Source organism: Paenibacillus sp. FSL L8-0333 (assembly GCF_037965665.1).
Taxonomy (GTDB): Bacteria; Bacillota; Bacilli; order Paenibacillales; family Paenibacillaceae; genus Paenibacillus_AQ; species Paenibacillus_AQ odorifer.
Window position 1 is genome coordinate 2727282 of sequence record NZ_CP150186.1, and the last position, 25038, is coordinate 2752319.

At 41.2% G+C, this 25038-nt stretch carries 29 protein-coding genes, 1 tRNA gene and 1 pseudogene; 17 read left to right on the forward strand and 14 right to left on the reverse strand.

The features are described from left to right. Nucleotides 1-209: 209 nt before the first annotated feature. Together NYE72_RS11950 and NYE72_RS11955 are read left to right on the forward strand one after the other, a co-directional pair. On the forward strand, nt 210-674 hold the full coding sequence (locus NYE72_RS11950; RefSeq protein ID WP_076224008.1) for an NUDIX domain-containing protein: 465 nt from the start codon (nt 210-212) through the stop codon (nt 672-674). Between the two features lie 79 nt (nt 675-753). Next, a complete protein-coding gene (locus NYE72_RS11955) occupies nt 754-1188 on the forward strand; it encodes a hypothetical protein (protein WP_256715932.1) in 435 nt (144 codons plus the stop codon). A 32-nt stretch (nt 1189-1220) separates the two neighbouring features. On the opposite strand, the gene NYE72_RS11960 is transcribed toward NYE72_RS11955, so the two are convergent. Next, the gene (locus NYE72_RS11960; protein WP_081383640.1) at nt 1221-2180 is read right to left on the reverse strand and encodes a hypothetical protein; all 960 of its coding nucleotides are present in this window, start codon (nt 2178-2180) and stop codon (nt 1221-1223) included. A gap of 134 nt (nt 2181-2314) precedes the next feature. On the opposite strand from NYE72_RS11960, the gene NYE72_RS11965 reads away from it, so the two are divergent. From NYE72_RS11965 to NYE72_RS11975, 3 genes are all read left to right on the forward strand, one after another. Further along, the gene (locus NYE72_RS11965; RefSeq protein WP_036686008.1) at nt 2315-2554 is read left to right on the forward strand and encodes a hypothetical protein; all 240 of its coding nucleotides are present in this window, start codon (nt 2315-2317) and stop codon (nt 2552-2554) included. A 416-nt stretch (nt 2555-2970) separates the two neighbouring features. Further along, a complete protein-coding gene (locus NYE72_RS11970; protein ID WP_036686009.1) occupies nt 2971-3171 on the forward strand; it encodes a hypothetical protein in 201 nt (66 codons plus the stop codon). A gap of 313 nt (nt 3172-3484) precedes the next feature. Further along, nucleotides 3485-3811: a YolD-like family protein gene (locus NYE72_RS11975; RefSeq protein ID WP_036686011.1), complete on the forward strand. Its 327-nt coding sequence runs from the start codon at nt 3485-3487 to the stop codon at nt 3809-3811. 162 nt (nt 3812-3973) lie between these two features. On the opposite strand, the gene NYE72_RS11980 is transcribed toward NYE72_RS11975, so the two are convergent. The 8 genes and pseudogenes from NYE72_RS11980 to NYE72_RS12015 all read right to left on the reverse strand — a co-directional run bounded on the left by NYE72_RS11980 (nt 3974) and on the right by NYE72_RS12015 (nt 10879). Further along, on the reverse strand, nt 3974-4801 hold the full coding sequence (locus NYE72_RS11980) for a hypothetical protein (protein WP_038570183.1): 828 nt from the start codon (nt 4799-4801) through the stop codon (nt 3974-3976). An 895-nt stretch (nt 4802-5696) separates the two neighbouring features. Next, nucleotides 5697-6227 (reverse strand): GNAT family protein, encoded by a 531-nt coding sequence (locus tag NYE72_RS11985; protein WP_076100647.1) that lies wholly within the window; start codon nt 6225-6227, stop codon nt 5697-5699. A gap of 192 nt (nt 6228-6419) precedes the next feature. Then, entirely contained in the window at nt 6420-6671 is a 252-nt protein-coding gene (locus tag NYE72_RS11990; protein ID WP_036686019.1) for a DUF3951 domain-containing protein, read from the reverse strand. A gap of 597 nt (nt 6672-7268) precedes the next feature. Next, nucleotides 7269-8354 carry a hypothetical protein gene (locus NYE72_RS11995; RefSeq protein ID WP_339211822.1) on the reverse strand — a complete coding sequence of 362 codons (1086 nt, stop codon included), beginning with the start codon at nt 8352-8354 and terminating at the stop codon, nt 7269-7271. A 143-nt stretch (nt 8355-8497) separates the two neighbouring features. Beyond that, on the reverse strand, nt 8498-8623 hold the full coding sequence (locus NYE72_RS12000; RefSeq protein WP_256715481.1) for a hypothetical protein: 126 nt from the start codon (nt 8621-8623) through the stop codon (nt 8498-8500). Nucleotides 8624-8993: 370 nt separating this feature from the next. After that, entirely contained in the window at nt 8994-9179 is a 186-nt protein-coding gene (locus NYE72_RS12005) for a hypothetical protein (RefSeq protein WP_038570197.1), read from the reverse strand. A gap of 246 nt (nt 9180-9425) precedes the next feature. Further along, a pseudogene (locus NYE72_RS12010) lies at nt 9426-10241 on the reverse strand (dihydrodipicolinate synthase family protein); the annotation flags it as partial. A gap of 470 nt (nt 10242-10711) precedes the next feature. Further along, complete coding sequence (locus NYE72_RS12015; protein WP_155288124.1) at nt 10712-10879, reverse strand: hypothetical protein; 168 nt, start codon at nt 10877-10879, stop codon at nt 10712-10714. A 612-nt stretch (nt 10880-11491) separates the two neighbouring features. On the opposite strand from NYE72_RS12015, the gene NYE72_RS12020 reads away from it, so the two are divergent. Together NYE72_RS12020 and NYE72_RS12025 are read left to right on the forward strand one after the other, a co-directional pair. Further along, the gene (locus NYE72_RS12020) at nt 11492-11710 is read left to right on the forward strand and encodes a hypothetical protein (protein ID WP_076179322.1); all 219 of its coding nucleotides are present in this window, start codon (nt 11492-11494) and stop codon (nt 11708-11710) included. Between the two features lie 56 nt (nt 11711-11766). Next, nucleotides 11767-12105, forward strand: a complete 339-nt coding sequence (locus tag NYE72_RS12025; RefSeq protein WP_076179321.1) for an ArpU family phage packaging/lysis transcriptional regulator — start codon at nt 11767-11769, stop codon at nt 12103-12105. A gap of 311 nt (nt 12106-12416) precedes the next feature. On the opposite strand, the gene NYE72_RS12030 is transcribed toward NYE72_RS12025, so the two are convergent. From NYE72_RS12030 to NYE72_RS12040, 3 genes are all read right to left on the reverse strand, one after another. After that, nucleotides 12417-12488 (reverse strand) — tRNA-Val (locus NYE72_RS12030). 149 nt (nt 12489-12637) lie between these two features. Continuing rightward, nucleotides 12638-12940 carry a phosphatidylinositol kinase gene (locus tag NYE72_RS12035; RefSeq protein WP_076104778.1) on the reverse strand — a complete coding sequence of 101 codons (303 nt, stop codon included), beginning with the start codon at nt 12938-12940 and terminating at the stop codon, nt 12638-12640. A 162-nt stretch (nt 12941-13102) separates the two neighbouring features. Continuing rightward, nucleotides 13103-14317, reverse strand: a complete 1215-nt coding sequence (locus tag NYE72_RS12040) for a copper amine oxidase N-terminal domain-containing protein (protein ID WP_081383637.1) — start codon at nt 14315-14317, stop codon at nt 13103-13105. A 202-nt stretch (nt 14318-14519) separates the two neighbouring features. Between NYE72_RS12040 and NYE72_RS12045 the strand changes: the two genes are divergently transcribed. The 4 genes from NYE72_RS12045 (at nt 14520) to NYE72_RS12060 (ending at nt 16783) form a co-directional block, all read left to right on the forward strand. Continuing rightward, nucleotides 14520-15593 (forward strand): site-2 protease family protein, encoded by a 1074-nt coding sequence (locus tag NYE72_RS12045; RefSeq protein WP_076179338.1) that lies wholly within the window; start codon nt 14520-14522, stop codon nt 15591-15593. Nucleotides 15594-15693: 100 nt separating this feature from the next. Beyond that, on the forward strand, nt 15694-15906 hold the full coding sequence (locus NYE72_RS12050) for a hypothetical protein (protein WP_036686109.1): 213 nt from the start codon (nt 15694-15696) through the stop codon (nt 15904-15906). Between the two features lie 107 nt (nt 15907-16013). Next, nucleotides 16014-16457, forward strand: coding sequence for a GNAT family N-acetyltransferase (locus NYE72_RS12055; RefSeq protein ID WP_076179320.1), 444 nt, complete (start codon nt 16014-16016; stop codon nt 16455-16457). An 86-nt stretch (nt 16458-16543) separates the two neighbouring features. After that, a complete protein-coding gene (locus tag NYE72_RS12060) occupies nt 16544-16783 on the forward strand; it encodes a DUF3892 domain-containing protein (RefSeq protein ID WP_036686113.1) in 240 nt (79 codons plus the stop codon). A gap of 65 nt (nt 16784-16848) precedes the next feature. Here NYE72_RS12060 and NYE72_RS12065 read toward each other — a convergent pair whose 3' ends face one another. Beyond that, nucleotides 16849-17586 carry an MBL fold metallo-hydrolase gene (locus tag NYE72_RS12065; protein WP_076179319.1) on the reverse strand — a complete coding sequence of 246 codons (738 nt, stop codon included), beginning with the start codon at nt 17584-17586 and terminating at the stop codon, nt 16849-16851. A 164-nt stretch (nt 17587-17750) separates the two neighbouring features. Here NYE72_RS12065 and NYE72_RS12070 point away from each other — a divergent pair, with 164 nt between their 5' ends. Both NYE72_RS12070 and NYE72_RS12075 read left to right on the forward strand, forming a co-directional pair. Further along, the gene (locus tag NYE72_RS12070) at nt 17751-18305 is read left to right on the forward strand and encodes a copper amine oxidase (RefSeq protein WP_036686116.1); all 555 of its coding nucleotides are present in this window, start codon (nt 17751-17753) and stop codon (nt 18303-18305) included. Nucleotides 18306-18385: 80 nt separating this feature from the next. Then, nucleotides 18386-18697, forward strand: coding sequence for a DUF1292 domain-containing protein (locus NYE72_RS12075; RefSeq protein WP_036686118.1), 312 nt, complete (start codon nt 18386-18388; stop codon nt 18695-18697). Nucleotides 18698-18827: 130 nt separating this feature from the next. Here the strand turns inward: NYE72_RS12075 and NYE72_RS12080 are convergent, their stop codons facing one another. Then, the gene (locus NYE72_RS12080; RefSeq protein WP_036686120.1) at nt 18828-20303 is read right to left on the reverse strand and encodes an aminotransferase class I/II-fold pyridoxal phosphate-dependent enzyme; all 1476 of its coding nucleotides are present in this window, start codon (nt 20301-20303) and stop codon (nt 18828-18830) included. A 97-nt stretch (nt 20304-20400) separates the two neighbouring features. Here NYE72_RS12080 and NYE72_RS12085 point away from each other — a divergent pair, with 97 nt between their 5' ends. From NYE72_RS12085 to NYE72_RS12100, 4 genes are all read left to right on the forward strand, one after another. Further along, nucleotides 20401-21690, forward strand: coding sequence for an MFS transporter (locus NYE72_RS12085; RefSeq protein ID WP_076179318.1), 1290 nt, complete (start codon nt 20401-20403; stop codon nt 21688-21690). A 381-nt stretch (nt 21691-22071) separates the two neighbouring features. Beyond that, on the forward strand, nt 22072-22668 hold the full coding sequence (locus tag NYE72_RS12090) for a hypothetical protein (RefSeq protein ID WP_036686566.1): 597 nt from the start codon (nt 22072-22074) through the stop codon (nt 22666-22668). Nucleotides 22669-22929: 261 nt separating this feature from the next. Beyond that, complete coding sequence (gndA, locus tag NYE72_RS12095; RefSeq protein ID WP_038570246.1) at nt 22930-24345, forward strand: NADP-dependent phosphogluconate dehydrogenase; 1416 nt, start codon at nt 22930-22932, stop codon at nt 24343-24345. A 144-nt stretch (nt 24346-24489) separates the two neighbouring features. Next, nucleotides 24490-25038, forward strand: a complete 549-nt coding sequence (locus tag NYE72_RS12100) for a shikimate kinase (protein ID WP_256715931.1) — start codon at nt 24490-24492, stop codon at nt 25036-25038.

Genomic DNA, 25038 nt, shown 5'->3' on the forward strand with positions numbered 1-25038 from the left:
GTAATCGGTGAAACAAATATTATGTGTGATTCCTTGAAAAAAATTGTGATTCATAATCCTATTTCAATATTTTTTTCATATGATTCCGGCTCAAAAAAAGAAAAAAATAATTACGATACAGGTAAATAAGGATGAAGCAAAAGATCGAAAAACAATATTAGAAGAGCCACTTAGTCCCAGAAGAGATGTTGAAGATATGAGGTGTCACGATGAAGATAGGGAAACCGATTAGAAAGAAGGTATACGGATTTATTTTGCAAGACAATGAAGTTGGAGAAAAGACCTTATTAGTCTATCTTAATGAACCAGAAGTACCCTTTAGATTAGTAGGTGGAAATATCGATGCCGGGGAAACAGAAGAAGAAGCGTTATTCAGGGAAATTCAAGAAGAAAGTGGACTTAAACAATTTAAATTAGTAAAGAAAATAGGCACACAATATTATTATAAGGATTTTATAGATGCGAATGTCGAAAGACATGACTACCTTCTAATTCCAGAAACGAGATTACCTGAAAAGTGGAGCTTCACTGGAGAAGGAGAAGGTGAAGACTGTGGGACTATTTTTAACTACCAATGGATAAATCAAGATGAAATATACTTATTAGACAAAGAGTTTAGAGAATACATGACGGAAGATTACATGCAAGAATTATTCAGCAAGGTAAAAAGGTAATCCATCTAAACCAAGTGCGAAATGATAATTTTAAAAAATCGGCTGTAAGTATAAAAAGCATAAAGATGGTGGGATTGTTTTGCGTGCAGTTAAGCCTATAATGTTATGGTTTATTTCGACGATTTTATTCACCCTGGCAGCCTTTGGATTGGAGCTTTGGGAAGGAAATAAAATAAGTACAACAGAATATTTCGGTTTTCAAAACATTGGGTTTGCTTTTATTTTTCTGATGTTCCTTTTTTCAGTTCTTCTTTACCCGGTTATACTGCTTCCTTTATCATGGGTTATTCGAAAGATAGTTAATCCTTTAATAAGCCGCATAATGATATTCTTATTGAGTGGTATTGCGGGATATGGTTTCTTTTACGAGGTGTACGATGAACGCTTTATACGGGAATACCATTTGAATAGTAGTACAGCTATTGTTTTTTTCGGAATTGCTGGTTTCATTTATGTTCTGGTGGATTACTATTTTGAGTCGCAAGCCATTAAAGCCGAACAAAATCCCTGCTAACCGTGGCGGCCGGCAGGGATTTTATTTTTAATCTAAGAATTGGGTAATTTGTCAACCTCATCAGTAAAAGCTTCCAAGTACTGGGTGAATATTCCTGTATCTATTTTGGTGTTTGCATCATTTGCAATAGGAGGCGTATCTTGGATTTGTTTGTACATACGATCCATCTCACCCGTGAGCTTAGCCCAGATGCTTTTAATTGAATCATATTTTGCATCAAGGTTGTTGATATAATTATCGTACTCCATTTTTTGGTTCATCGCTTTTGCTAATTGCTCGATTGTAAAATCTATATCTATTGTTTGACCCGTAGAGCCAGTTCCTGAACCTGCATACCAGCTGATATCAACAAATCCATCATTCCAAATATCTGAAACGACAAAATTACTGATTTCTTTAAGCGTCGCTTCAGGAGACTGTTCAGTTGTACCTGCATTACCTGAATCTGAAGTATTAATTACAGGTTCCTTAAAGAGTTTCCTCACTTCGTTAAATGCATCCTTGTCCTTGTCATTAGACGAATATCCCCAACCAACTTTATCATCCTTAATAAAAATGATAAGTTCGCTATTGGAGGAAGACTTCTCACCTTGGATAAGCACGAGTTTATCTTTTCCGCCATCTTTGTCAGTATAATCAGCTGTTTCAATTACTGTAGGATTCTTAAGTTTATTATTCTCGGGTGTCTCAGTAGATTCAGCCATTTGGAAAATGGGTTGTACATCTGGAAGTATATTTTCGGATACGAATTTCTTTTTCGCTTCGATATCTGAACCATTGAGGAAAATCTCCACATAGTTGAGAGCCAGTTTCTCGGAAGCTGTAAGTTTCTTTTTTGGCTCAGGAGTGGGCTCTGAAGGGCTGGCTGTTGCTTCGGACGGTGTAACTCCTGTAGACGTTGTATTTTTTTTCTCTGAATTTGTTGTGGAACTACCACATCCTGAAAGGATTACAATAGTTGCCACGATGCATAAAAAAGCTTTTTTGTTCAATCTTATATCCCCCTAAATCTGCTAATAATTGCTAGTTGATTCTACCAGATATAGGAATAGTAATCTATGAATTTTAATTTATGACGGAACCAATATATTAGATTAGCGTGTTTTATTTTTCGGAGGTGAACATTTTGCTGAAAGTACTAAGGGTGTGCGGTATTTTATTCAGTGCAGCAACAATCATTCTGGGAATCACATTTTTCCGCGGTCAGGATCAAGTGATAATCTCTTGGACTATGCTGGGGATGTGCGGAGCTTTAATATTTAATGGAGCGGCATTGTATTTGAAAACTAAAGATAAAATGGCTGTGCTATCCTCGATTGTTGGGATTGTACTGTTAATAGTCTCGCTTACTCAGTTTCCTTTTTGAAAATTAAAAACAACCTCGTCAACCTTAATGGGTCGGTGGGGCTTTTTTACGTTATTTTCCTTTATATTTATTTCTTTTTCTTCTTTGTGGGTCCGATCTGGCGTCTTACCTTATCGTTCTCATCTACCTCAATAATATAAATCTCCTTCACTGTACCGGAGAGAGTAAACCATTCACGCATAGCTTCAACCTCAGTCATCGGTCCTAATATTCGTTTCCCCCTATAACATATAAAAAACACTCATACTCCTTAGTTTGTTTGCGGAAATGCAATAAATGCTTATAAAACAAATTATAAACCTGAGCGATGACTTTGTATGTAATAATTCATGCCTGGCGGGATATTTTTACATTGATTAACGAACGTACGTTTGGTTATAATACAAACAAATGTTCTTATCCTTGGAAGGTGAGTAATTATGCAAATAAGAATCGGTCAAACCATTGAAATAGTGTACCAAGATAAATCAGGTAAGATATCTCAACGTAAAATTGAAGTGAAAGGGATTCGTGGAGAATATATTCGCGCAACTTGCTTATCAACCGGAGCTCCGCGCGTATTTCTGGAGGCTAATATTCTTGCTTGGCAGCCTGTGCAAATGAAGCGACATGCTTAGTGACACCGCCCGAAAGCTACTAATGATCATGCGCCACTCTGCCGTGCATCATGCTCATATGCCAACTTTACAGGAGTTAGAAATCAAGAGTGGACGGACACCAAGTAAGATCATTAGTGGGCTTAGGGAATTAGTTAACGAAAAATATATAGAATGGACCCCGCACACTCCACCAGAGAGCGCCCGAATTATTGAAGGCTGGGAAAGGATTGACCCTAGGTTTAAAAAGAAAAAGTCAGAGCCACAAGAGCTCCAGTGGGGGATAGATGGTAGCAAAACGAATTACTGGACGGATTATTAGGAGGGCAACTTCATGATGAAAAAATTAGAGAACGTATGGGAGTGTAGCAGAATGATATTGCCCGAACATAAAAACCGGATTATAGATGACAATAATGAGCAGGAACGTCGTGAAAAACCCACTCTAGATCTACAGGAGATAGAGCGCTTCGAAAAATTGTTATATCGTTCTATGGAAGAGCACAGCCCGATTACACTCACTCTGTTTGATCCCATGGAGAATATATTAAAACGAGGTATCGTGATGAAACTGGATAAACAACAGGGAATTAAACTCCGCTGGTCGGAGGATGAGTGGGATTGGTTCAAGATGGAGGATGTTATTGCAATAACTACATAATTCACTTAATAAAAAACAGGTTAGGAGCAATCTCCTAACCCGCGCTGTACTTCTGATATTAATGTTCTGCTCCGTGGAATAAGACCACTGGTGAGGTACTTGGCAGTGCTGGCGCAATGCTGACGATAGTGAGGACCAACAATAAAGAGACGGCAAATTTTTTCACAGAGACTCAACCCTTTCTTTGAAATTTATTATTTTCTCTTCAAAATCTTTAATCTGAGTAGCATCAGCACATGAACGTAATGATTCGAAGTATACTACTGCTTGTTTAAAGATTTTATCAGAGTTTGTGACCTCTGCAGAATCTAATAATTTCATGCTATATTTGATAGCTGTATTATAATCTTGAATTTTTGTTTTATATCTGATCATATTAATAAAAAAAGTTTCTTGGTAGGAATTTATTATAATTTCATCAGCAGCGGTATCCTCAAATTTTGAAATTCTATTAGAGAAAAGAGCTAAGTGAGATTCAATGTTTAAATCAAAATTAGTAGCTGCCTTTAACAAAGTTATTAGTCCTGGTAGAACTTCTTTAGAGTTGGATAAAAGGAACGAAACATAGCGATCTATGAATTGAATATTTCCAGAAAGCACTTCTACTTCTAAAAGATTTGGTTCTGATATGTACTTATAATAGGCTACCTCATTTAATCCTTCAGCATCTAATCCCTTGAACCAACTCAAATCGCTATAAGCTTTAATGTAAGTTCGAGCTTTATCATAATTTTCAATTTCTTTGTGGGCTAGTCCCAACATAAGCAAGCTGTATCCATAATAATAAATTAAAGGTCGTTGGTGTTTTAGTTCCAGTTCATTATTGTGTGTGTAATTATTATAAATTTGAGTTATTCGGTTGAAAAAGGTATCTGCTAGTTTTAGAAGATTGGGCCAGCTTTCAAAAGAATATATCATTTTAAGAACTTTTACGGCTGGATCAAGATCTAGAAGATTTATATCTAAATCTAAATCGATATTTCCATCCAACAGCCTCACCTGCCTTTATTTTACATAATATACCTGTATTATACAATGTAATCAATAGATGGTCAATTAAGTGCTCCATATAAAAAATAGATGATTAATAGAGACCAATAAAGTAAATCTATCCATTGTTGCGCCATGATGTGTGCCTGGGTAAGCTTTGGCCCGATGGCACTGACACGTACTGCGTATGGCCAAAGTTTATTAAAAGAAAGTGAGGCGATCGGTGGAAATCAACTGTCTAGCGAACATATCGTCAGTTTAGGAGAGCCCGCGACCCATGCGGTCGCGCTCCCGTATTTCCGAGTTATTTTCGTCGAGGTATTGAAGTAACGGAAACGGAACGCTGGGCTGGTGAGGTATGGTAGTAGTAGAATTACCGCTCTAGATGACCACATAAAAAGTCATATAGATTATGTAATGCTTCATGAATAGCAGCAGCTACGACATAAACTAAAAGGTTGCTATTGATTAAATCATTTACCGTATTATGTTTTGTGAGTACAAACTGGAAGAATGTGTACATCGCAATTGTTGCATATGCCGCAACCTTGGAAATATTAAATAACTTATCAAAGATCATTAACAGTGCGTCCACCTCCTTAAGGAATAAATATTATCAATAAATACCTAATTTGAATATCTGTAAACAGAAGCCCAGAGCTGCTGGCAGAAGGCGGTTAAGCTCGATCCGGAATCGGCTGTGTCGAGATTTTATCTGGCTATCTTTTCGGTAAAGAGGTGTTAATTTACTGGTTTCAAAAAAAAAGGGCTAGGAGAGTCTGTTTGGAAGATGTGACAACAGTTGCTCTACTTAATACACAGTACGCATTTAGTTGAGCAACGTGAAGTAAATAAAAAGCCTACACCATAAAAATGTAGGCCCACTCATTAAAAGTTACTCTGTTACTAATTTTGAGAAAATGCTTAAATCAATAAACTTTCCTTTGGACATTTCGCACTTTCTCATTGTTCCTTCGAATGTATAGTTTAACTTTTGCAAAACTCTTATGGAATTATTGTTTTCGGGTTCGACTTTTGCTTCTATCCTGTTGAAATTTAAAGTGTTGAACGCATAATCCATCAGAGATTGAATGGCCTCAGGAGCATATCCCTCGCCCCAATAATCTTTACTAATATCGTATCCAATCTCTGCTTTAGCGTTTGAAGAATCTATAGAATTATAACCGCAGGAACCAATTATGCGATTTGATTCTAACTCGATTATGGAATAACGAATAGCTTTGCTTTCCAAAGACAGGTTATTAAGAATTTTAATCATTTCTACTGCTTGGCTTTCCTCAGTGAAACTATTGATATTCATAAACTTTGTAACCTCAGGATCAGACCAAATGTTAAACAAACTAGCAGAGTCAGATAATTTCATTTTTCTTAATTTTAGTCTTTTGGTTTGTATTTCTGTAATCAATATATTACCTCCATTATCTATTTGTTTTGGGGTTAAGATATCGATATCTGCGCATAGTTCAGTCCCTTCAATATTTAATTCAACACTATTATAACGTAAGAGTTTTTTTATGTCACAGTACGAAGATACAAATCATTAAAGGAGTAGGAGTATCCCTCCAAAGGTTATGAAGAAGTAGCAGCCTATTGCGCATCAGGGAAGAGAAGGTCGTCGTTTTGATAACGAAATGATGTTTTTATCCTTATCATCACCATGGTCCGCATTTTCTTCTATCTCTTTTTTCTCATCGTGAAACTCAACAGGAGATTGGGCCGTGATGTAGTCAAATGGAGTGTAATTATTATTTGGTAATTTTCTTGTAAGGATTACCTTTACAATGATGATTCCTAATGAGAGATAGAAAATCGCGCCTACTCCAGCCAACATGAATAGTACTAATCTCATTGTTAACACCGCCTTTGTTTGATTTTATAATCAAATGTTAATATTTACAAGAATCAGGCTGCTGAGTACTATTCATTCGACTGAGATTTGATGCACAGTAGGAAATGCTTGGGCCACTAGATTTTACAAATGGTGGAACCTTCGAACATACGGATGAAGTGTAGCACAATAGTCATACCTACAATAAATATTAATTACTTTAAAGCATCACAGAAAGGTTGTTTTACAGACACCATACTCATATGGATATCCGATCTCATCTTTAAATGTAACCTCTGCACCATATCGACAGATACTGCTCTTAGAGACAGAACCTTTAATGTTGTATATTTCATCTACTGTGCTTCTTGGTAATAAGATAGGTTTTTAGATATATCAGTTTCTAACGGTAAGACCAATTTTTATGTAGTTACTACATTGAATAATAATGGAAAGTTAAGTTTCAAACGAAGCATCAGCTACCCCTCAGAAGGCAGATCAACCTGAACCAGAACCATCTGATGTTCGCGCAATACTCACAATTACATTAATAACTGGTCTTGAAAAAGTCAGTGTGGCGGCGGTGCCCCGACTGCTGTATTTCTGTAACGTTTCCGCTTAATTGGCTTTGTCAGAAGCTTCATAGATTAGGCAACGAAGGGTCTGACCGGGATAGCGGAACTCCGCGATATAGCTACTTCCATCTTCCAACAACAGTTTAACATCCACCATTCCGCGTTTGTTGTTAAACTCGGTGTCGGTTAGATAAGCTTTGACAATGGTTCTTGTTTCTCCCTGTTTGTCCGTGATGACCTGCACGGCTTTATTAATCCAACTGGCATCCTTCTGGATGGTGCCGGCTGCGTCGTCGTCGATGGGAGTTCTCTTCAGTGCCAAATTAATGGCTGTCGTATCCTCTACGGCACCGGTTGTTGCATTAATCAACACATCATATTCCCAGAATACCTCGCCTGATCCGAGCAGGGTAAGATTCTTGTAAGGAGCAAAATGAACTGTCCAGGTTGGACGTTTGTTTAGTCCCAGCTCAATCAGCATTCCCGATGTTTTTAGCTTGGACACGTCGGCATCGAACAGCTTGCGCACACTGTCAGAGGCCAGTGCCTCAGCTTCAACCTGGCTGATTTTCTGAGGCTGAAGCTGAGGCACAGTCGGATTTCGTTTGGACACGAAGTAATTCACCCGGTAGTACCAGTCAATCAGCTGTAACAGTTCCTCATCAGTCATACTCCTCTCCGGGTAGGTGTACGTATTGGTTTCTAAATCTAGATACATATCTGCTTGTCCAGCCTTTAACGGCAGCTGCTGCTTGGGGCGGAGGCCGTCATACACATACTTATCGTCCAACACTTGTCTGCGGTTGATTTCGGATTCGGTTTGTTCCCGACCTGAAATATGGGGATCTTCTGCCTTGTCTATAAAGTCATAGATTTGCTGGATTTGCGCCGCTGTCATCTGTTGATACAGGTCTTGTTGTATGGTGGACACCGGCGCCGGCGCCTCTACCTTTAGCACGGGTATCGTGCTTTCGCTCAAAGCCAGCCGGTTACTGCCCTGAATTGACGAACTGTTCTTGGCGAAAACTACGGAATTCATCAGGCTAGGGACGATCAGAGCACTGGCTGCAAGCACACCAGCTGAAAACAGGATAACAACTAATGTAGCGAACCGCTTTTTCTTGTTCAATCGGATTACCTCCATTGGGATCTAAGATGATGAATCTTTATACATCTTAACACCAAGTTATTATAGAATTAGGAGGATAGTTGTTATGGAGTTGTAAAAAGATCGGATAATTCCCCTTCACCAAGGACAGTCAGGAGTTAATCTCAATTTTGTCCACGTTCTTCTTCAAGAGCCACAGCTACAATGCAAGAAGTGTCTTTACAATAAAAATGTGCCAGAAGCGGGAAGTGTTTACTTAGTGTCGTATTTACATCGATGTGATTAGTCATAACTTTTCACCTAATTATAAGTATGATTCGTGGGATAATTACATGAACAACAATAAAGTTATTAAGAAGGACTTTAAAGCAGAAAAACGATTGGTTGCGAAGAAATAGATAGTTCGGAGAACAAGGAGTTTTTGTACTGATGAACAATAAAGATTTTCAATACAGAGAGACATACTTTATTGTGGGGAATCCAGCAACTCTATGGATACTCATACTTGGATTGGTTTCGTTTGGAACCAGATCCAATAGGTCATCTTATGGATTATGGTGGGATTGTAGAGGGGGATACACCGGATCTATTAAACTAGCTGGATCTCATTTTGTTTGGGAGTGATTTGAATTTAGAGCATGCATTAAATAACCTACGATATCACACTTCTTTAATCCGTTTGATCGCCCAAGAAGGAAAAGAAAATAAACCACTCTTAGTTCTTATTGTGAAGTAACCTGAAGAGTCGCTCTCCTGACAAAAACCAACATATGTCTCTCCACTGACTAAATGTATTTGTAGTTGTAATTCTGTTTCAATTGCGTGAAAAATCAGTGTGAGATTCATATTAAAGCCCCCTTGCATAAGATGATTATATTCATAAAATACCCACTTCATTGTTAATGAACGCAAAATAGTTGACAATTGACAATGTTGTAATATTTTAAGCGTGATTTTGGCATAAGCATGTCTACAACAAATACCCCCTCAATCACTTAAGATTGATGGGGTATTTGTTATATTGATGAAAACTAACGATCCTTACCAGTGTTATAGAGCAGCATATATACTTCCCAATGAATTATATTAAGTTTATACAGTAAACTTTAATTCCTTTAGAATGATATTCAGGTGATTCCTAACGGATTTGTTTAATGGTTGTAAAGGCAAGGGAAGACTAGGACTTTTAATTAAGCCAATTATTTCAGCAGCTGCTGAAATCACTCGAAGGCTACCGTAGCTATTGAATAACTTCCAGATCGGTTCTAGTAATTTTGTAAGGTGTTGTGCTTCTTCTAAATGGCCACTTTGAGTCATTCTTGTGATATCTAGACATAACCTCGGAAATAAACCACCTAGCACTGAGTACCATAAGTCACAACCTGCACTCAAGCTTAGATATGCAGATGGATTCCCGCTTATTCCAAACGTAACATGGAGTGGAATAACAGCTCTGAGTTTTTCTACACTTAACTTGGCTTTATCAGATTCTGACGGTATGCCGGGAATCTTAATGGAACAAACATTAGGTGACCTAGCAATTCTGCTGGGCAGCTCATCACTGAAATGGAAATGTGAAGTGCCGGGATTATCATAAACACAAAGTGGAATGGAGAGTGAACTTGTCACCTGTTCGTATACAAAAAACACTTCTTCATCTGTTAGCGCCTGATAGGAGATAGGAGCCAAGAGTACTGCACTTGCCCCAGCTTGTTGTGCATCTTCCGCTAATCGAAGTACTTCTGAAGTTCGAATCGCACTTATGCTTGTCATCACGGGAATCCCTTCAGCAGAACTAACAGCAAGCTCAAGGACACGCAAACGCTCCCCTCTACTAAGATGCGCATAGTTTCCAGTTGATCCCAGTACACCAATTGAGTCTACTCCTGCCTTTACCAATTCTTTAATAAAAAAAGGGACCAATTTTAGAGGCTAGGTGTTGTTAGAAATTATGAGTTGCCACGTTTGTCCCGTAGCGATTTAGATTCTGAACAAACATAAAATAACCTGTCAAGCTTATGCCTGAAGGGTCTATTAGTGCTTATACGATAAACTCTGTAAATACTGGGCTTCGAAGTATGCCAGATTTGGTCCAGTTCCTCATTCTTACCTTTGCTTGTAGCCGGGACTCCAGATGTACAAACTTCGTATCCTTACCTTTGTATATCAAGATATCAAAGATGGCGTAATACGCTGGGAGTGTCCCAGTGAGTTGAGTTATTTTATCAGTTCGTCTCGCTTGAAATCGGCTCATAACAGATTCAAAATCGGATACTCACAGTACGAAGATACATGGACAGAGAGGGTTAATAGCCCTCCTCTCACAAAGGTTATGACGTAGTAGATACATATTGCGACATGAAAAAAGATAAAAATGCTTATGCATCCTTATCTTTTTCAAGTAATTCTATTATTCTGTCTAATTTTTTCTCTATGCTACTAGTTTTATCTGAAACCTTGTTTTTGGTTCCATAATCACCTTTTAACAGTAAAACCAAGGGAATTGCCAAAACAAATGCCAACGGTATTAAAAAAAAATATTGCAAGATAACACCTCATTAAAAGTTTTTATTTAAGTATAACAAATTTCAAAAAAAAGACTCTCTCCCACAAGGAGGATATAAGAGATAGTTTGGCTGTACTGAACTTATAAAGGGGATGGATAATCTTCATTTCTTACCCATTAAAGATATACCATAGTAATCCATAAGCTATTCCGAAGTAAGCAATCACACCCAGTAAAGAGATGGATAAAAGAATAGTGATAACTTTCTTACCGTTCATAAAATTCACCTCTTATTTAATATATCACGGAATGAGGGAGGAACTGACGTCAACGTGGATTGAAATTATTTTTGCTTTTATCGCTATCCTATCTTTTATTTCAGCAGCTGACAAAGAATCTATTCTTTACAAGCAACGTGGCATGCACATGGCAGCAATATGTGTTGCTTCAATTATTGCACTAGCTGCAGACGTTATTTTTTCATAAAACCCAAATTTGAGAGGAGTAATTATAAATGAAAGTTCAGATAGCAGCACATTTCAATAAGCAAACGAAGGATTCCAAAAAGGAACTTGTATAGTTCCACGTAAAGGGTGATAAATCCTCTGAAAACTCTTATGTATTCTACCGGAAGGCTGGATCTGATGTAGTCTTGGAAATCGCTGAATCTCAAATGAGCATCGAGGAGTTCCGTGGTGATGACGAAGAAGAGGATCATGAAGAGTCAAGAGAAGGCGTACGAGGAAAGGTTAATCCAGACGGTACGATTGAATTGGAAGACAAGGATCAACTCACTCTGGAGGAGGTAGCTGCTGCAGGAGATAAGAATGGTCCGGTAATCCCTGAAAATGATGATAATCTGCCGTTTTAAGATGGTACACGCTCCGGCTTCGGTCGGGGGATTCTTTTACAGTGAGGTGATAGCAGGTGCAACAAAGCTTCCTGCCAGAGATAGATAGAGAACGGACGCAAGCTGCGGTTGAAGCGGCTTTTGATAAGTATCGAGAGAATAAATTCCTAACTTTTGAGGAACGCGAAGCAGCCACGACAGCAGCATGGTCAACTACTCCGAGAAGCGACACGGGAACAACTTCGGACCAAACCGCGAATATTGCCATACACAATGTTGATAGTTTAGCAGCACGTAAGGAGTACTGTGAGAGAATTGAAAGGATTGTAAATAGGCTTCCACGAATGGAATCATTTTTGATTAAAGAAAGATATATAATAACCGAATATGATTACATCACGGATCAGAAGATATAGGCAAAGCTTCCCGATGACACTCCGCCCAAAGCATGTAAAGGAAATAATGAAATTGAGTCAAGCTAAGTTATATGAGTTTTTAGGGGACGCACATTTCATGTTGCAAAAGCAGGAAGGGAATTATATATCAGTAAAGCGGTATTTAGGAATTGGCTAGAGGGTAGAAGTGATGATATTTTCCCGGAAGACCTAACGAACTGATATGAAAAGCAAATAACGATTCGTATCAAATTCGTATCACGAAGGGATTTCAATAGAATGATAAGTGAATAGAAAACAAAAAAAGCCTTGAAATTCAAGGCTTTCACGTATAGGACGGATGGGGTTCGAACCCATGACCCCTACCCTGTCAAGATAGTGCTCTCCCGCTGAGCTACCGTCCTGCGACGAAATTTATAATACCATACGATAGAGTAGGATGGCAATTCTTTTTTATAATCAATATAGATGTAGAGTGGTGTTTTCTCTTATCTCCTCCGACTAAGTAGTTAATAGCTAGAAAGGGGATGACCCATCATCCCCCTGCACCGAGTCAGATAAAAAACGGGAGTAGAAATAGACTGCTTATTCCGAAAAAAGGGATACGGCGTGGATAGAAGCGGCGTCTTGGGTAAAAACCGGGCTGGAACCCGAATTGTCTATAGTTCGATTGCTCAGCAGCCATTCCGTTCATACGATCGACCATTTCGTTGCTGGGAACCGCAAGGGTGATATAGTTCTGGTCCACGTGAGCGATGAAGCCGTCAAAGGATTGACCATCAGTCGTTACTATACCTACATATTTATTCATGCAATTCCAAGCGACCTGTTGATGAAAATTTGTATTTGATTCCATGGATATCCTCCTCGAATGTTTCAATCCTGATAACAGTCTATGGTCCTTAGCCTACAACGTTCACGGCGTTTGCCTATATGTAGGAAGGTTAATTTTCAGGGATAATCACTGAGGAGGATTCGATTAGTTCTTTAATCAATACACATGCTTGTACTGTACTTTCTAATCAGTATTATTCTTGTAGTTATTGGAATGAGCTTCAATGGAGTAGATAACTTCTTTTTTGCCAGTAAGAGGGGAATCATTTATAAAATACAGTTTGTCACCGCTCCGCTTTATGAATTTCAAAGTATCTCCTTTAAAAGGAACATCGTTATTTTCCGCGTATTCCTGATCCTTTGCTGTGAGTAGCTCCTTATACAAAAGGGTTCGCTCGCCTGTTTGGCGGTCGATTAAGGTAAGCAATCCATTCTGATTTCCACGAAGCAGTATGATTTCTTTATCAATGCCTTCTACATAGTAAGCATCTTCCTCGCCACCCAGCTTTACAAGATCAAGAGTATCTATTACATTGCCCGTGTCGTCTTGGATGAAACGTAAGGTATTACCATCATGCAAGATTAGGTTGCCATCATAAGGTTTGAAATCCGCATCTCCTCTGAACTGGTAGGCGAATGTGGCCTTGCGTAGTAATGCACCATTTTTGAATATGAGTGTGATTTCGCGTGTATTAATATGAGGCTCTCCATAGGAATCAATAATCTTAATGACTAGCAGCCCCCCCGCCGTTTTCTCGATCTTCATTCCTGCCCAGTCAAAGTTTGTTTGGAGTGAAGTGAGTTTTATCACCGTATCCTTGCCTTGTGAGACATATAAATCACCATTAGCTTTGACCAACGTATAGGTGCGCCCTCCAGAGGATTCTGTGAAAACATTGAAGGTTTTCAGATCATCTGCTAAAAGTGTGTTCGTTGTGGAGTCCAGACGGAGATGGCTGCCTTCGAAAGCCTTAACGATAAAACGCGCCGGCACATATATCCCATCTTCTTTGGATTTAAAAGGTATTCCTCCTAGATCTACCGCTTTCCCGTCAAGGACTCCAGTTTGACTCCCGATTCGAACAGCAAAACTTTTAGTCCAGCCTTTGAACAGAGCACGTTTGCCGGATTTATCCCATTCCATTTTTAAGCCAGCTTGCTCAGCGATCCCCCGAGCATCTACGTAGATTACACCATTTTTGAGCAGCGCAGGTCCGCCTGTGTTTCCACCAGGAATGCCAAATTGGTAGTATACTTGCGAAGCATTAGCAGAGGAAGCTTGGGCGAGCGCAGAGGACTCCGATACAGTTAATGAAGAGCTTGCTGACATGGTGGCAGGGAGTAAAAGTGTTGAGAGCATTAAGACGGATAACCAAGCTTTGGAGTGAAAAGAGAGCATGTGAACCAACCCTTTCTTTATCTGGCAGTAAAATTTATCCAAGATAGTTGGTTTGACGCTGAAACGTTTCTAAAAGTTGCGTCGTATACTTTCCGAAGGGCTCACTGTAGAAATATCCTTAATGCTTCTATGATAAGATAGATGGAACTGTACAGTAGTTTTTTAAAATTGAAAGATAAAGGAGCTTGTGATCTTGCCGCAAATGCAAAATGAGCAGAAAAAGAATACTTCTACTCCGCTGAAATGGTTGGGGGGCGGAGCCGCTATGCTCCTGTTAAAAGGAAAGGCGATTTTGTCTCTGCTGAAAATAGGTAAAATTGCCGGGCCGTTAATTTCCATGATGGTTTCGATAGGGGCATATGCTTTAATTTATCCGTGGGGGTTTGCCATAGGTATCGTCCTGCTTTTGCTTGTTCATGAATTGGGACATGTTATAGCCGCTAAGCGCATCGGGCTACCCGTCAGCGCTCCGCTATTTATTCCTTTTTTAGGCGCGTTAATTACTATGAAAAAACATCCGCTGGATGCGAAGACAGAAGCGTATGTAGCTTTTGGCGGACCGATTCTGGGTACTATTGGGTCTACTGCTGTTTTTGGAGCGGCATATTATATGGATAGTCCGCTTCTTTATTCCCTGGCTTATATAGGCTTTTTGCTTAATTTGATTAACCTGCTGCCAATCCATCCGCTAGACGGTGGACGTATCGCTACCGCGGTTACGCGCTGGCTGTGGCTTGTGGGTCTGGTCGGTGGCTTAGCTATAATCGTTTACTTGCGTTCGATTTTGTTCTTTATCATCTGGGCAATGTTTGCTTACGATCTGTATAACAAATTTGTGAAAAAACGTAACAACAACCGGCCGCAGTCTGTGACTAAGGGTTTCTTAATTCCAGTGGAGCCCTTGAGAGAGGCGGGTTACATGATTCCAGGAGCTGAGCATCGCCGGGATTTACCTTTTACCACCTACAGTGATCTAGAGAGACAGCAGTATGTTGTGGTGAGATGGGATCAGCTGAATTATTATGGCAAAGCTACACTGCCACAGCAATGTATTATTGAAAAGGTAAGAATTTCGCAGCTGGAGCAAGTAACGTTAGAGAATGGTCTTCATTTAAAAATGCATTGTGACATCAGCTATACAGTCCATGATAATGATAAGTATTACGATGTACCAGCCAGTACACGTTGGAAATATGGGACAGCTTATTTTGTTTTAGCAGGCTTTCTGGTTGGGATGATGTATTTAGTCCATTTGGTTGGAAACGTCAATCTCTAAGAGGGCAACTGGAATGAATAGCTCCTATTGTTTATAAAGCTCCTGAATCGTCAAAGCTGTAGTGAGTATAACTGCAGCTGCGGTGAAAGGAGCTTTTTTAATGTCTAAAATTGTGAAATGGGAAGTCGGCGTTTGCCTAGTGTTACTACTGGGTGTAGTGGGTTGTTCTACGGCGAAACCCACAAAAGTTATGGAAATCAATGAGATGACCAATCTGGATGGCAAATCTAAAAGTCAGTATCCTCCGTTATCACCTGTGATGAAAGACGTATATAACCGTTCGATCCCTGAAGAAGTATATTCTGTGGATTAGTCTACTGAGAGGTTACGGATTCCATATGTAGGCTTTTCTTTCTAGTCATTATTTTATATAATAGACAACTATCGTTGGCTACATAGAGAGAGGAGTTTGCAACTAACATGGCGGCAGAAATCTTACGGGTAACTACAGAGGAACAGCTTCAGATGGGGCTGGATATCCGCACTAAAGTATTTGTTGAGGAACAAAAGGTACCGGCCGAGGAAGAAATTGACGAATACGATTCCATCAGTCCGAATGCGCACCATATTCTGATTATAGATGAAGGGGTACCTGTAGCAACGGGGAGATTGATCTATTACAAAGCAGGTACTGCTAAAATGCAGCGCATCGCCGTATTGAAAGACTATCGGGTCAAAGGATACGGACGTGTCTTGTTGCTGGCTATGGAAGAGCTTGCTCGGGAGCTTGGACTGGAAGCTTCAATTTTAGATGCTCAGTGTCAGGCAGAGAATTTCTATAAGAAACTCGGCTATGAAGTTATTTCTACGGAGCCATTCTATGATGCAGGTATATTACATGTACGGATGCAAAAAATGCTTTAAAGATTGGCGCACATAATTATTGGACTCTTTACGCAAGCTAGGATGTGCCGAATGATGGCAAATCCAAGTGCAAGGGGCGAGCTAAAGTGCCAAATAACGAACGAGAATCTTTCGTAGCTGTTCAAAAAAATGGGGATGGCGATTTGACAAGCTTCCAGACCTCTACAGGACGTGTGCTGGCGTATGACCAAGCCCTGCAAGAAGTACAGGCCGGAAATATTGCCGGAGTGAACGCTTTTAAAGGTAAGGATGGAGAAACTTATATCCGCGGAGATGCGGATGGAGATCCAACTAACAATCTGGATAATTTGCCGACATTTTCATAGTTCAACACGAAAAGCCGTACATACGTCAACAGACGTTTATGTACGGCTTTTTTTATATGCAAAGATCAGAACTTATAATTCACATGCTGCTCTAAAAATTCCATCTCCCCTGTAAGTCCGACGAAATCTGGTTGTTCATCGCTATAATGCATGAGCTTGATCCGTTCGCGAACAGCTTTAGGCAGAGACATCAGCTCTTCCAGCGTAGTGTGAACAACGCCTGTTCCGCCTAATTGGCAGTCATGCAGGATGATCCGGATCCCGCGCTCCCGCACAAGGCTAATCAGTAGATCCGGCTGAAAGGTCATGTCCGCACTATAAAAAATCTCGTTATTTATTAGAAGGGAATAACTGTTTTTGCCGGGAATATGCGGTGTTTGTACGATCTCTAATGAAAGAGTAGGAGAGAGGTTGTAGGTAATTTCAGGCTGCAAGGGCTTAACTTCGAAGATATCAGATAAGGAAGATACAGCATCTTCTTGGTACAAGCCTCCCTTTAATGTATTGTTCCACAAGGGCTCTATAAGTGTCTCAGGAAGCAGCAAGGTCATTTTTTTACCGTGCACATGCTTTAAGGTTAGCGCAAGCTCTTCCAGCCCTCCAACGTGATCCGCATGAATATGTGTAATGAGCGTAGCATTTACGTCATTGAAGGATTTTCCAAGTCTATGCATGGCAAGCGGGGCTGTTATCCCGCAATCAATCAGCAGGGTGTAATTTTCATCTAGCAGCAAGCCATTGTTGTTAAAATATTTTTTCGCAAAAGCATTGCCTGTTCCTAGCATTTGTAGGCTTAGACTCATAAGAAAGAACCCTCCTGAAATCGGTTATAGCTAATGTTTCTGCTTCGAATAAGACCATAATATCATTTTTCGCAAGATCAATGAAATATTTACCTAAAATTAGCGCAACTTGCTGAAACAAAGTAAGTATATATTAACAGCATGAATTATCTGGAGGGTCTCAAATGAATAGATGGAAAAAAATCACTTTGTGCGTGTTTGCTTTTTCCTTAATGGGTGGCTCATTATTATTCGCCGATTCCGTTAATCAGAAAATTAGAGTATGGAGCAACGGAAAAGAAATTGTAGACGGCGGTTATCTAATTGATGGAAAAACGTACATTCCTGCTAGAGAAACAGGCGGGGTTGTTACTTGGGACGGTTCTGGGAAAGTTACGATTCTTAAACCTAATGTCCATATTGTACTTTTTAAAGGGGATACGGTTTTTGGCAATGTCAACGTAGGCAAGCTGAAAATTAAGATATTAACACAGGTAGATAGCCTGACTGAAGAGATTTCAGCTGTGAAAGTAGCCATGACAGATCCGTCTGGTAACGTTAAGGATATTCAGTCGCAGGTGCTTGAAGGCTCACAGAAGGATAATTTCTGGTTTCCAACCTCTGAGTTTACTTATGACTTTAAAGAAGCGGGCAAATATCGGGTAGGCTTCTATATTAAGCCATCCAAAAATGCAGATTACGTACTTGTGTCGGAGAAGGTAATTACAGCGTTAAATTAGGTGTTCTAAATTGACCTGAACTAATCTAACGTGGTACGATACCAGATGTAGGATAATACAATTCAAAGTGAGGTATTACAATGAGCGATCACAAACATGAGCATGGTGAAGCATGCGGTTGCGGGCATGATCACGACCATGAGCACGAGGAGTTTGTGCTGACCTTGACGAACGAGCAGGGCGAAGATGTGGAAATGGTGCTTGTAGAAACGTTCGACATAGGCGAGAAATTATATGCTCTGTTGTTAGAGCGCGAGAATCCAGAAGCAGACGGCATTATTCTGCGTATGGAAGAAGAAGACGAAGAAATGGTATTGTATAATATCGAAGATGAAGAAGAATGGAAAGCTGTTGAAGAAGCTTACAACAATCTGCTTGCTCAGCAAGAATAGATTCTAGCGACTAAACTTAAGCTGTTCTATGTGAATGGGACAGTTGATGCTTATATACAGAAACCCGATACTCATTATGGTATCGGGTTTTTGTATAAATGATTGAAGTTTTTTTAGGAAAAGATGGATCTTAGGATATAGGATCGGCTTCAACAATCACCTTAACATTAGTGATGCTGCGGTCCTCAGGACCTTTAACCGGCAGACCGATTTCGACGTGGTCGATAATGTAGTCGATATTATCCTGAGTAATGACTTCGCCAGGGAGGAGAATCGGTATCCCCGGTGGATATACATAGATAAACTCTGCAATGATGTACCCGGCAGATTCGCGGAACGGAACTAACTGAGTGTCAGCATAAAAAGCATCTCTTGGAATCAAAGCAAGCTGCGGGATTTCTGGAACCTGAACCTTCAGTTCATAGATTTCACCCTTGCTATAATGGATGGCGGACAACACCCGCAAAGCAGCTAATAATTTATCTACTGATTCTTGAGTATCACCTGGGGTAATAAGGCAAAGAATATTATACATGTCACTCAGTTCAACTTCGATGTTGTATTTCTCACGCAGCCAGTTTTCGGTTTCGTAACCTGTGATCCCTAAATGGCGAACATGAATGTTAAGTTTGGTTGGATCTAGATCGAAAGTTGCTTCAGTTCCAAGTATTTCTTTACCAAAACTGTACAAGCCTTCGATAGTGTTAATGGTCTCGCGTGCGTAGTTGGACAATTGGATCGTTCTTTCCGCCATTTCATGTCCGTTCAGCGCGAGATTACGTCTAGATGTATCGAGAGACGCCAATAAAATATATGAGGTTGATGTTGTTGTCAGCATGCTCATAATGGTCTGCACCCGTTGTGGGTTAATCAGCCCAGTCTTCGCATTTAGATTCAGTACCGAGCTTTGCGTCATGGAACCACCAAGCTTATGCACACTAGTGGCAGCTATGTCCGCACCGGCCTGCATGGCCGATACCGGCAGATCCTCATGAAAATGAATCAGTACTCCATGTGCCTCGTCCACCAGTACGGGTACCCCGTAACGGTGAGCCAGGTCGACAATCGAACGCAGGTCGGCACATACGCCGAAGTACGTTGGATTGATAACTAGAACTCCTTTAGCGTCTGGATGACGCTTTAACGCTCGTTCCAGCGCACTGGTGGTTATGCCGTGATCTATCCCGAGATTCTCATCCTGTACAGGCGAGACGAACACAGGCTTGGCTCCGGAGAAGATAATGGCCGACATTACGGATTTATGAATGTTACGCGGCACAATTATTTTTTCACCCGGTGAGCAGACAGAGAGGATCATCGTCATGATGGCATTGCTCGTGCCCTGTACGCTAAAATACGTATAGTCGGCGCCGAAAGCCTTCGCAGCCAGCTTTTGAGCCTCCTGGATTACGCCAGTTGGCTGATGTAGATCATCAAGCGGTGCGATGTTGATTAGATCTATGGATAGAGCGTTATCGCCGATAAACTCACGGAATTCGGCATCGGTTCCTAGCCCCTTCTTATGCCCGGGAATATGAAATTGAACTGGATTGCCGGCGGCATGCTTTTTTAGAGCTGTGAAGAGGGGAGTACGGTGTTGATTCATTTAATGCTGTCACAACCTTTCGCGAATAGTTAATTTTTAAGGCAAGCATCAGTATAACAAAACAATCTTCAGAATACTAGGATTTGGATGTGATAGAATGTCCACGAAAGCTGAACAACGGATGAATATTAGTTTAGCATCACCATTTATTGTGGAGATGTGGGTAATTATTTTTTTAGTTGAATTTGTTAAAGGTTCGCTGCTTGTTGCCTTGTTGCCGGTGTATATGGAGAATATACTGGGCCTGTCGGTGACAGTAGTGGGATTCGCTTTTGCCCTACAGTATTTGGGGGACAACGTCTTCCGCAGCCCTTCAGGCTGGGTTATGGAGCGCATAGGGTTCCGCTGGACGATGACAGGTGCATTGTTGCTGATTCTAGTAGCCATTGGCTTGATAATCTATGCCAAAACGGCCGTTGCGTTATCCATCGCCTGTCTCATTCTTGGGATCGGGACATCTCCGCTTTGGCCATGTGTGATGACCGGAATTACCGAACTCGCCGGATCAACCAAAAGCGGCAGCAGTGGTGCGGCCATGGGCGCTGTTGAGATGGCCTCTCTCGCAGGAACAGGAATCGGTCCAATTGTTGTGAATTTTTTAATGGATCAGGGTGGACAGAGTTATCATGTGGCTTTTCTGGTCTTGTTAGGTTGTGCTGCCGCTGTAGTTGTAGTAGCCCTTTTCTTACCTAAACGAATCTCTTCCAGCGGGTCTCATGCTGTCGTGAGGGACATGCATGGACTTGGCGGAGCAATGGATCGTAAAAAGCTTAGTCCGATAGAAAGTATAAAAAGAACGCTGCATCAGGTGAGAACTACCCTGAAAGTCAGCAGATGGCTGTACCCAGCCTTGTTCCTACAAGCCTTCGCCATTGGCTTGATGACGCCTGTAGTTACCTTGTTTGCACGTACAGAGCTGCATGTTAGTCCCAATCAATTCAGTTTGCTCCTCATTGCAGGGGGAGGGATTACAGTTCTTGCACTTATTCCCGCAGGCAAGCTGGTGGACCGCATAGGGACAACGGTGTTTCTGAATATAGGTTTTTTGTTAGCTGCCTTTTCACTGGCCTTTTTCTCTCAGGTTCGCTGGCTGCCACTTGCCTTTATCGCGGTGGCACTGGTCGGTATAAGCTACGCGTTTATCCTCCCGGCATGGAATGCCTTTCTGGCTAAGCAAGTACCTAAAGGAGAACGAGGGACGGTCTGGGGGTTGTTCCTGACACTCCAAGGATCAGGAATGGTAGCGGGGCCAGTTTTGTCAGGAAGATTATGGGATCATGTAGGACATGGTGTCCCATTCCTGGCAAGTGCCATTGTAATGCTGCTGCTCTTCGGGCTGCATCTGCTTATTGTGCATAGAACGAAACAGAAATTTAAGACTAGCTGAGGAAAATAAAAAGCCGCTGATAACCGAAGAATGATCCGGTATATCAGCGGTTTTTTTAGAAAATTAGAAGGACATAAGATATAACGGAAGTAAGTTTCGAAGGTCTTCTGTATGACACTGTGAAGCTGAAGGACTAGAACGTCTATGCTCCAAAAGGACTAAAAGGCATTAAAATTCTCGCTCAGCGTTTGGAGAAAGGCTGTTGCGGGTAAAAATAGTCAATAAACCAAGTTACCGCTACATAAACTGAAGTATAAAATAAGATTAAGACGAACGCAAAAAGGAAGTTAACTCAAGAAGAGGTCCGGCAGCCATGATTACTCTGGAATTGAACTAATGAAGGCTGGCTTTACAGATGTGAAGCTGTTAGGGGGGAGTGCCGTGAACAAAAACGACGAGGTGGAATATTGTAACCTGGAACTGCGGTTCGACAGACAGCATATCCAGGACCTGATCAAGGATTTGATTCAAGAAGGTTATTCCCTATATTGGAGCGAGAATGAACAGGTCTTTGTGATTTCGGTCCGTACGGGTCGTAAGTTAGTGAAATTGCGGTTTCAAAGGATTAAGGACGGCTATAAGCTTGTGGGCGATTATATGATCCGTGATGCTCGCTTGTCAGAGTGGATGGAGAAATTAATTGGGGATATGCGCGGGCATGCTATCGTTAAGCGTTTCCGGGATCGGCAGATTATTATTGAAAATATTCTGTTTGGCGAAGTGATTCGCCTGGTTGAAATTTCTGGTTATCAGCAGCGTGTGTTATATCAGAAGGGACCTATGCTCACAGATGAGGAGCTGACAAGACTCTTTTATTCTATTGAAGGGGAAGAACGGGTTCGCCAGCGGAGAATTGAAGTTGATGAACAGTTGGATCGGTTAAATGATGCATTAAAGGCTGGAGATACGGTTCGCGCGGACAAATGTCGAGCTGAGCTTGCCTTTTTGACCAAGGAATTGTTTATGTTAGAATGGTAAGCAAGTGCCGGGCAAATGTTCTTTCAAGGCACCCTGTTCATCGGGGTGTCTTATATTTGTATTGGAACTTGCAGACAGGGGTTCACTTCTGACGTTAAAAACGTTAAAATAGTCATTGTGATCATTTCTTGGTCTGAATTTGTCAATGAAATTGATCTCTATTCGCAGGGCAGGCTTTGCTGTCTCTGATAAAGGGTGGTATTCTTATACTGCGAGAAATGGATTTCACAAAAATATAGGGTGCAAAGGGTGGAGGACCAGATGGCAAAACAACAAATCGGCGTTATTGGCTTGGCGGTAATGGGCAAGAATTTGGCTCTAAATATCGAAAGCAAAGGTTTTTCCGTATCCGTATTCAACCGCTCCCCGGAGAAGACACATGATCTTCTTGCTGAAGCGGAAGGTAAAAACCTCGTAGGCACATTTTCTGTTGAGGAATTTGTAGCTTCGCTGGAAACACCGCGCAAAATTCTGATCATGGTTCAAGCTGGTAAAGCTACTGATGCTACCATCGAGCAACTGCTGCCGCATCTTGATCAAGGCGACATCATTATCGACGGAGGGAATGCTTACTTCCCTGATACAGTTCGTCGCAGTAAAGAGCTGGAAGAAAAAGGTTTCCGCTTTATCGGTACTGGAGTTTCTGGTGGTGAAGAAGGTGCTCTTAAAGGTCCTTCGATTATGCCAGGTGGTCAAGAAAGTGCGTATAAACTTGTAGAGCCTATCCTAACGGCAATCTCAGCCAAAGTGGACGGAGAGCCTTGCTGTACATATATCGGACCTGACGGTGCAGGACACTATGTTAAAATGGTGCACAATGGTATCGAATATGGTGATATGCAATTGATCTGTGAAGCTTACCAGTTGTTGAAAGATGTTCTAGGTCTGGATGCAAAAGAACTTCACAATATTTTCAAAGAGTGGAACAGCGGCGAGCTCGACAGCTACCTGATCGAGATCACTACTGATATCTTTGCTCAATATGACGAAGAAACCGGCAAACCTATGGTTGACGTAATCCTTGATTCCGCTGGCCAAAAGGGTACTGGTAAATGGACAAGCCAAAGCTCACTAGATCTTGGTGTACCTCTGTCCATGATTACCGAATCTGTATTCTCCCGCTTCCTGTCTGCTATGAAGGATGAGCGCGTAGAAGCAAGCAAAGTGCTTAACGGACCAGAAGCAACAACATTTGAAGGCGACAAAGCCGAATTCATCGAGAACGTGCGTAAAGCATTGTTCGCGAGCAAAATCGTATCCTACGCGCAAGGTTTCGCTCAACTTCGCGTAGCTTCCGACGAATATGGTTGGGATCTGAAATATGGCGAGCTGGCTAAAATCTGGCGCGGCGGCTGCATTATCCGTTCCCGTTTCCTACAAAACATCACAGATGCTTATGAGAACAATGCAGAGCTTAAGAATCTGCTTCTTGATCCTTTCTTCAAGAATGTTATGGACAATTACCAATCTGCATGGCGTAAAGTCATTGCTTCTGCGGTAACTTTGGGTGTTCCAGTCCCTGGATTCTCCAGCGCATTGGCTTACTATGACAGCTACCGTACAGAACGTTTGCCTGCTAACTTGCTTCAGGCTCAACGTGATTACTTTGGCGCTCACACCTTCAAACGCGTGGACAAAGAAGGCGTCTTCCACCACAACTGGATGGCAGCAGAATAATCTAATTGACTGAATGACAAGCGGCCCGGACGGCTTCACCAGAAATGGGGAGCCTTTCGGGTCTTTTTTTACTGGAAGAAGCGGATTGTCTAATGTTTTGACCCTGTGTTATGATATGACAAATATCGCGGTTGGAGGATAGTCATGGCTGGGGATACAGAAGAACTAAAAACGATGAGTCAGGAAGATAAGAACAAAAACATTATTTTAGTAGGGATGATGGCGACTGGTAAGTCAACTGTTGGTGCTATTTTGGCTGAGGAGCTGGGCTATGAGCTGGTTGATTTGGATCATGTCATTATTGAGACTGAAGGCAGAAGCATTGCAGAAATCTTCGCAGAAGATGGTGAGGAATACTTTCGAAGCGTAGAAACTGCGGTTCTAAAGCAAATGCTAGAGTCTGAGAATAAATTAATATCCACTGGTGGTGGCGCGGTATTGGCGCCGGGGAATACAGCCTTAATGCTGAGTAAAGGGCATGTGGTTGCGCTAACGGCAACTGAGGAAGAGATTATTGCACGTGTTAGCGGGGATGAGAATCGTCCGCTGCTCGCCGGCAATGCAGAAGAACGGGTCAGACGAATCATGGAAGATCGCCAGGATGCATACCTATTCGCGCATTACACGGTCGATACAACGGGACTGACTGCGGTAGAAGTGTCGCAACATATTTTAATGCATTACCGCGGTTGA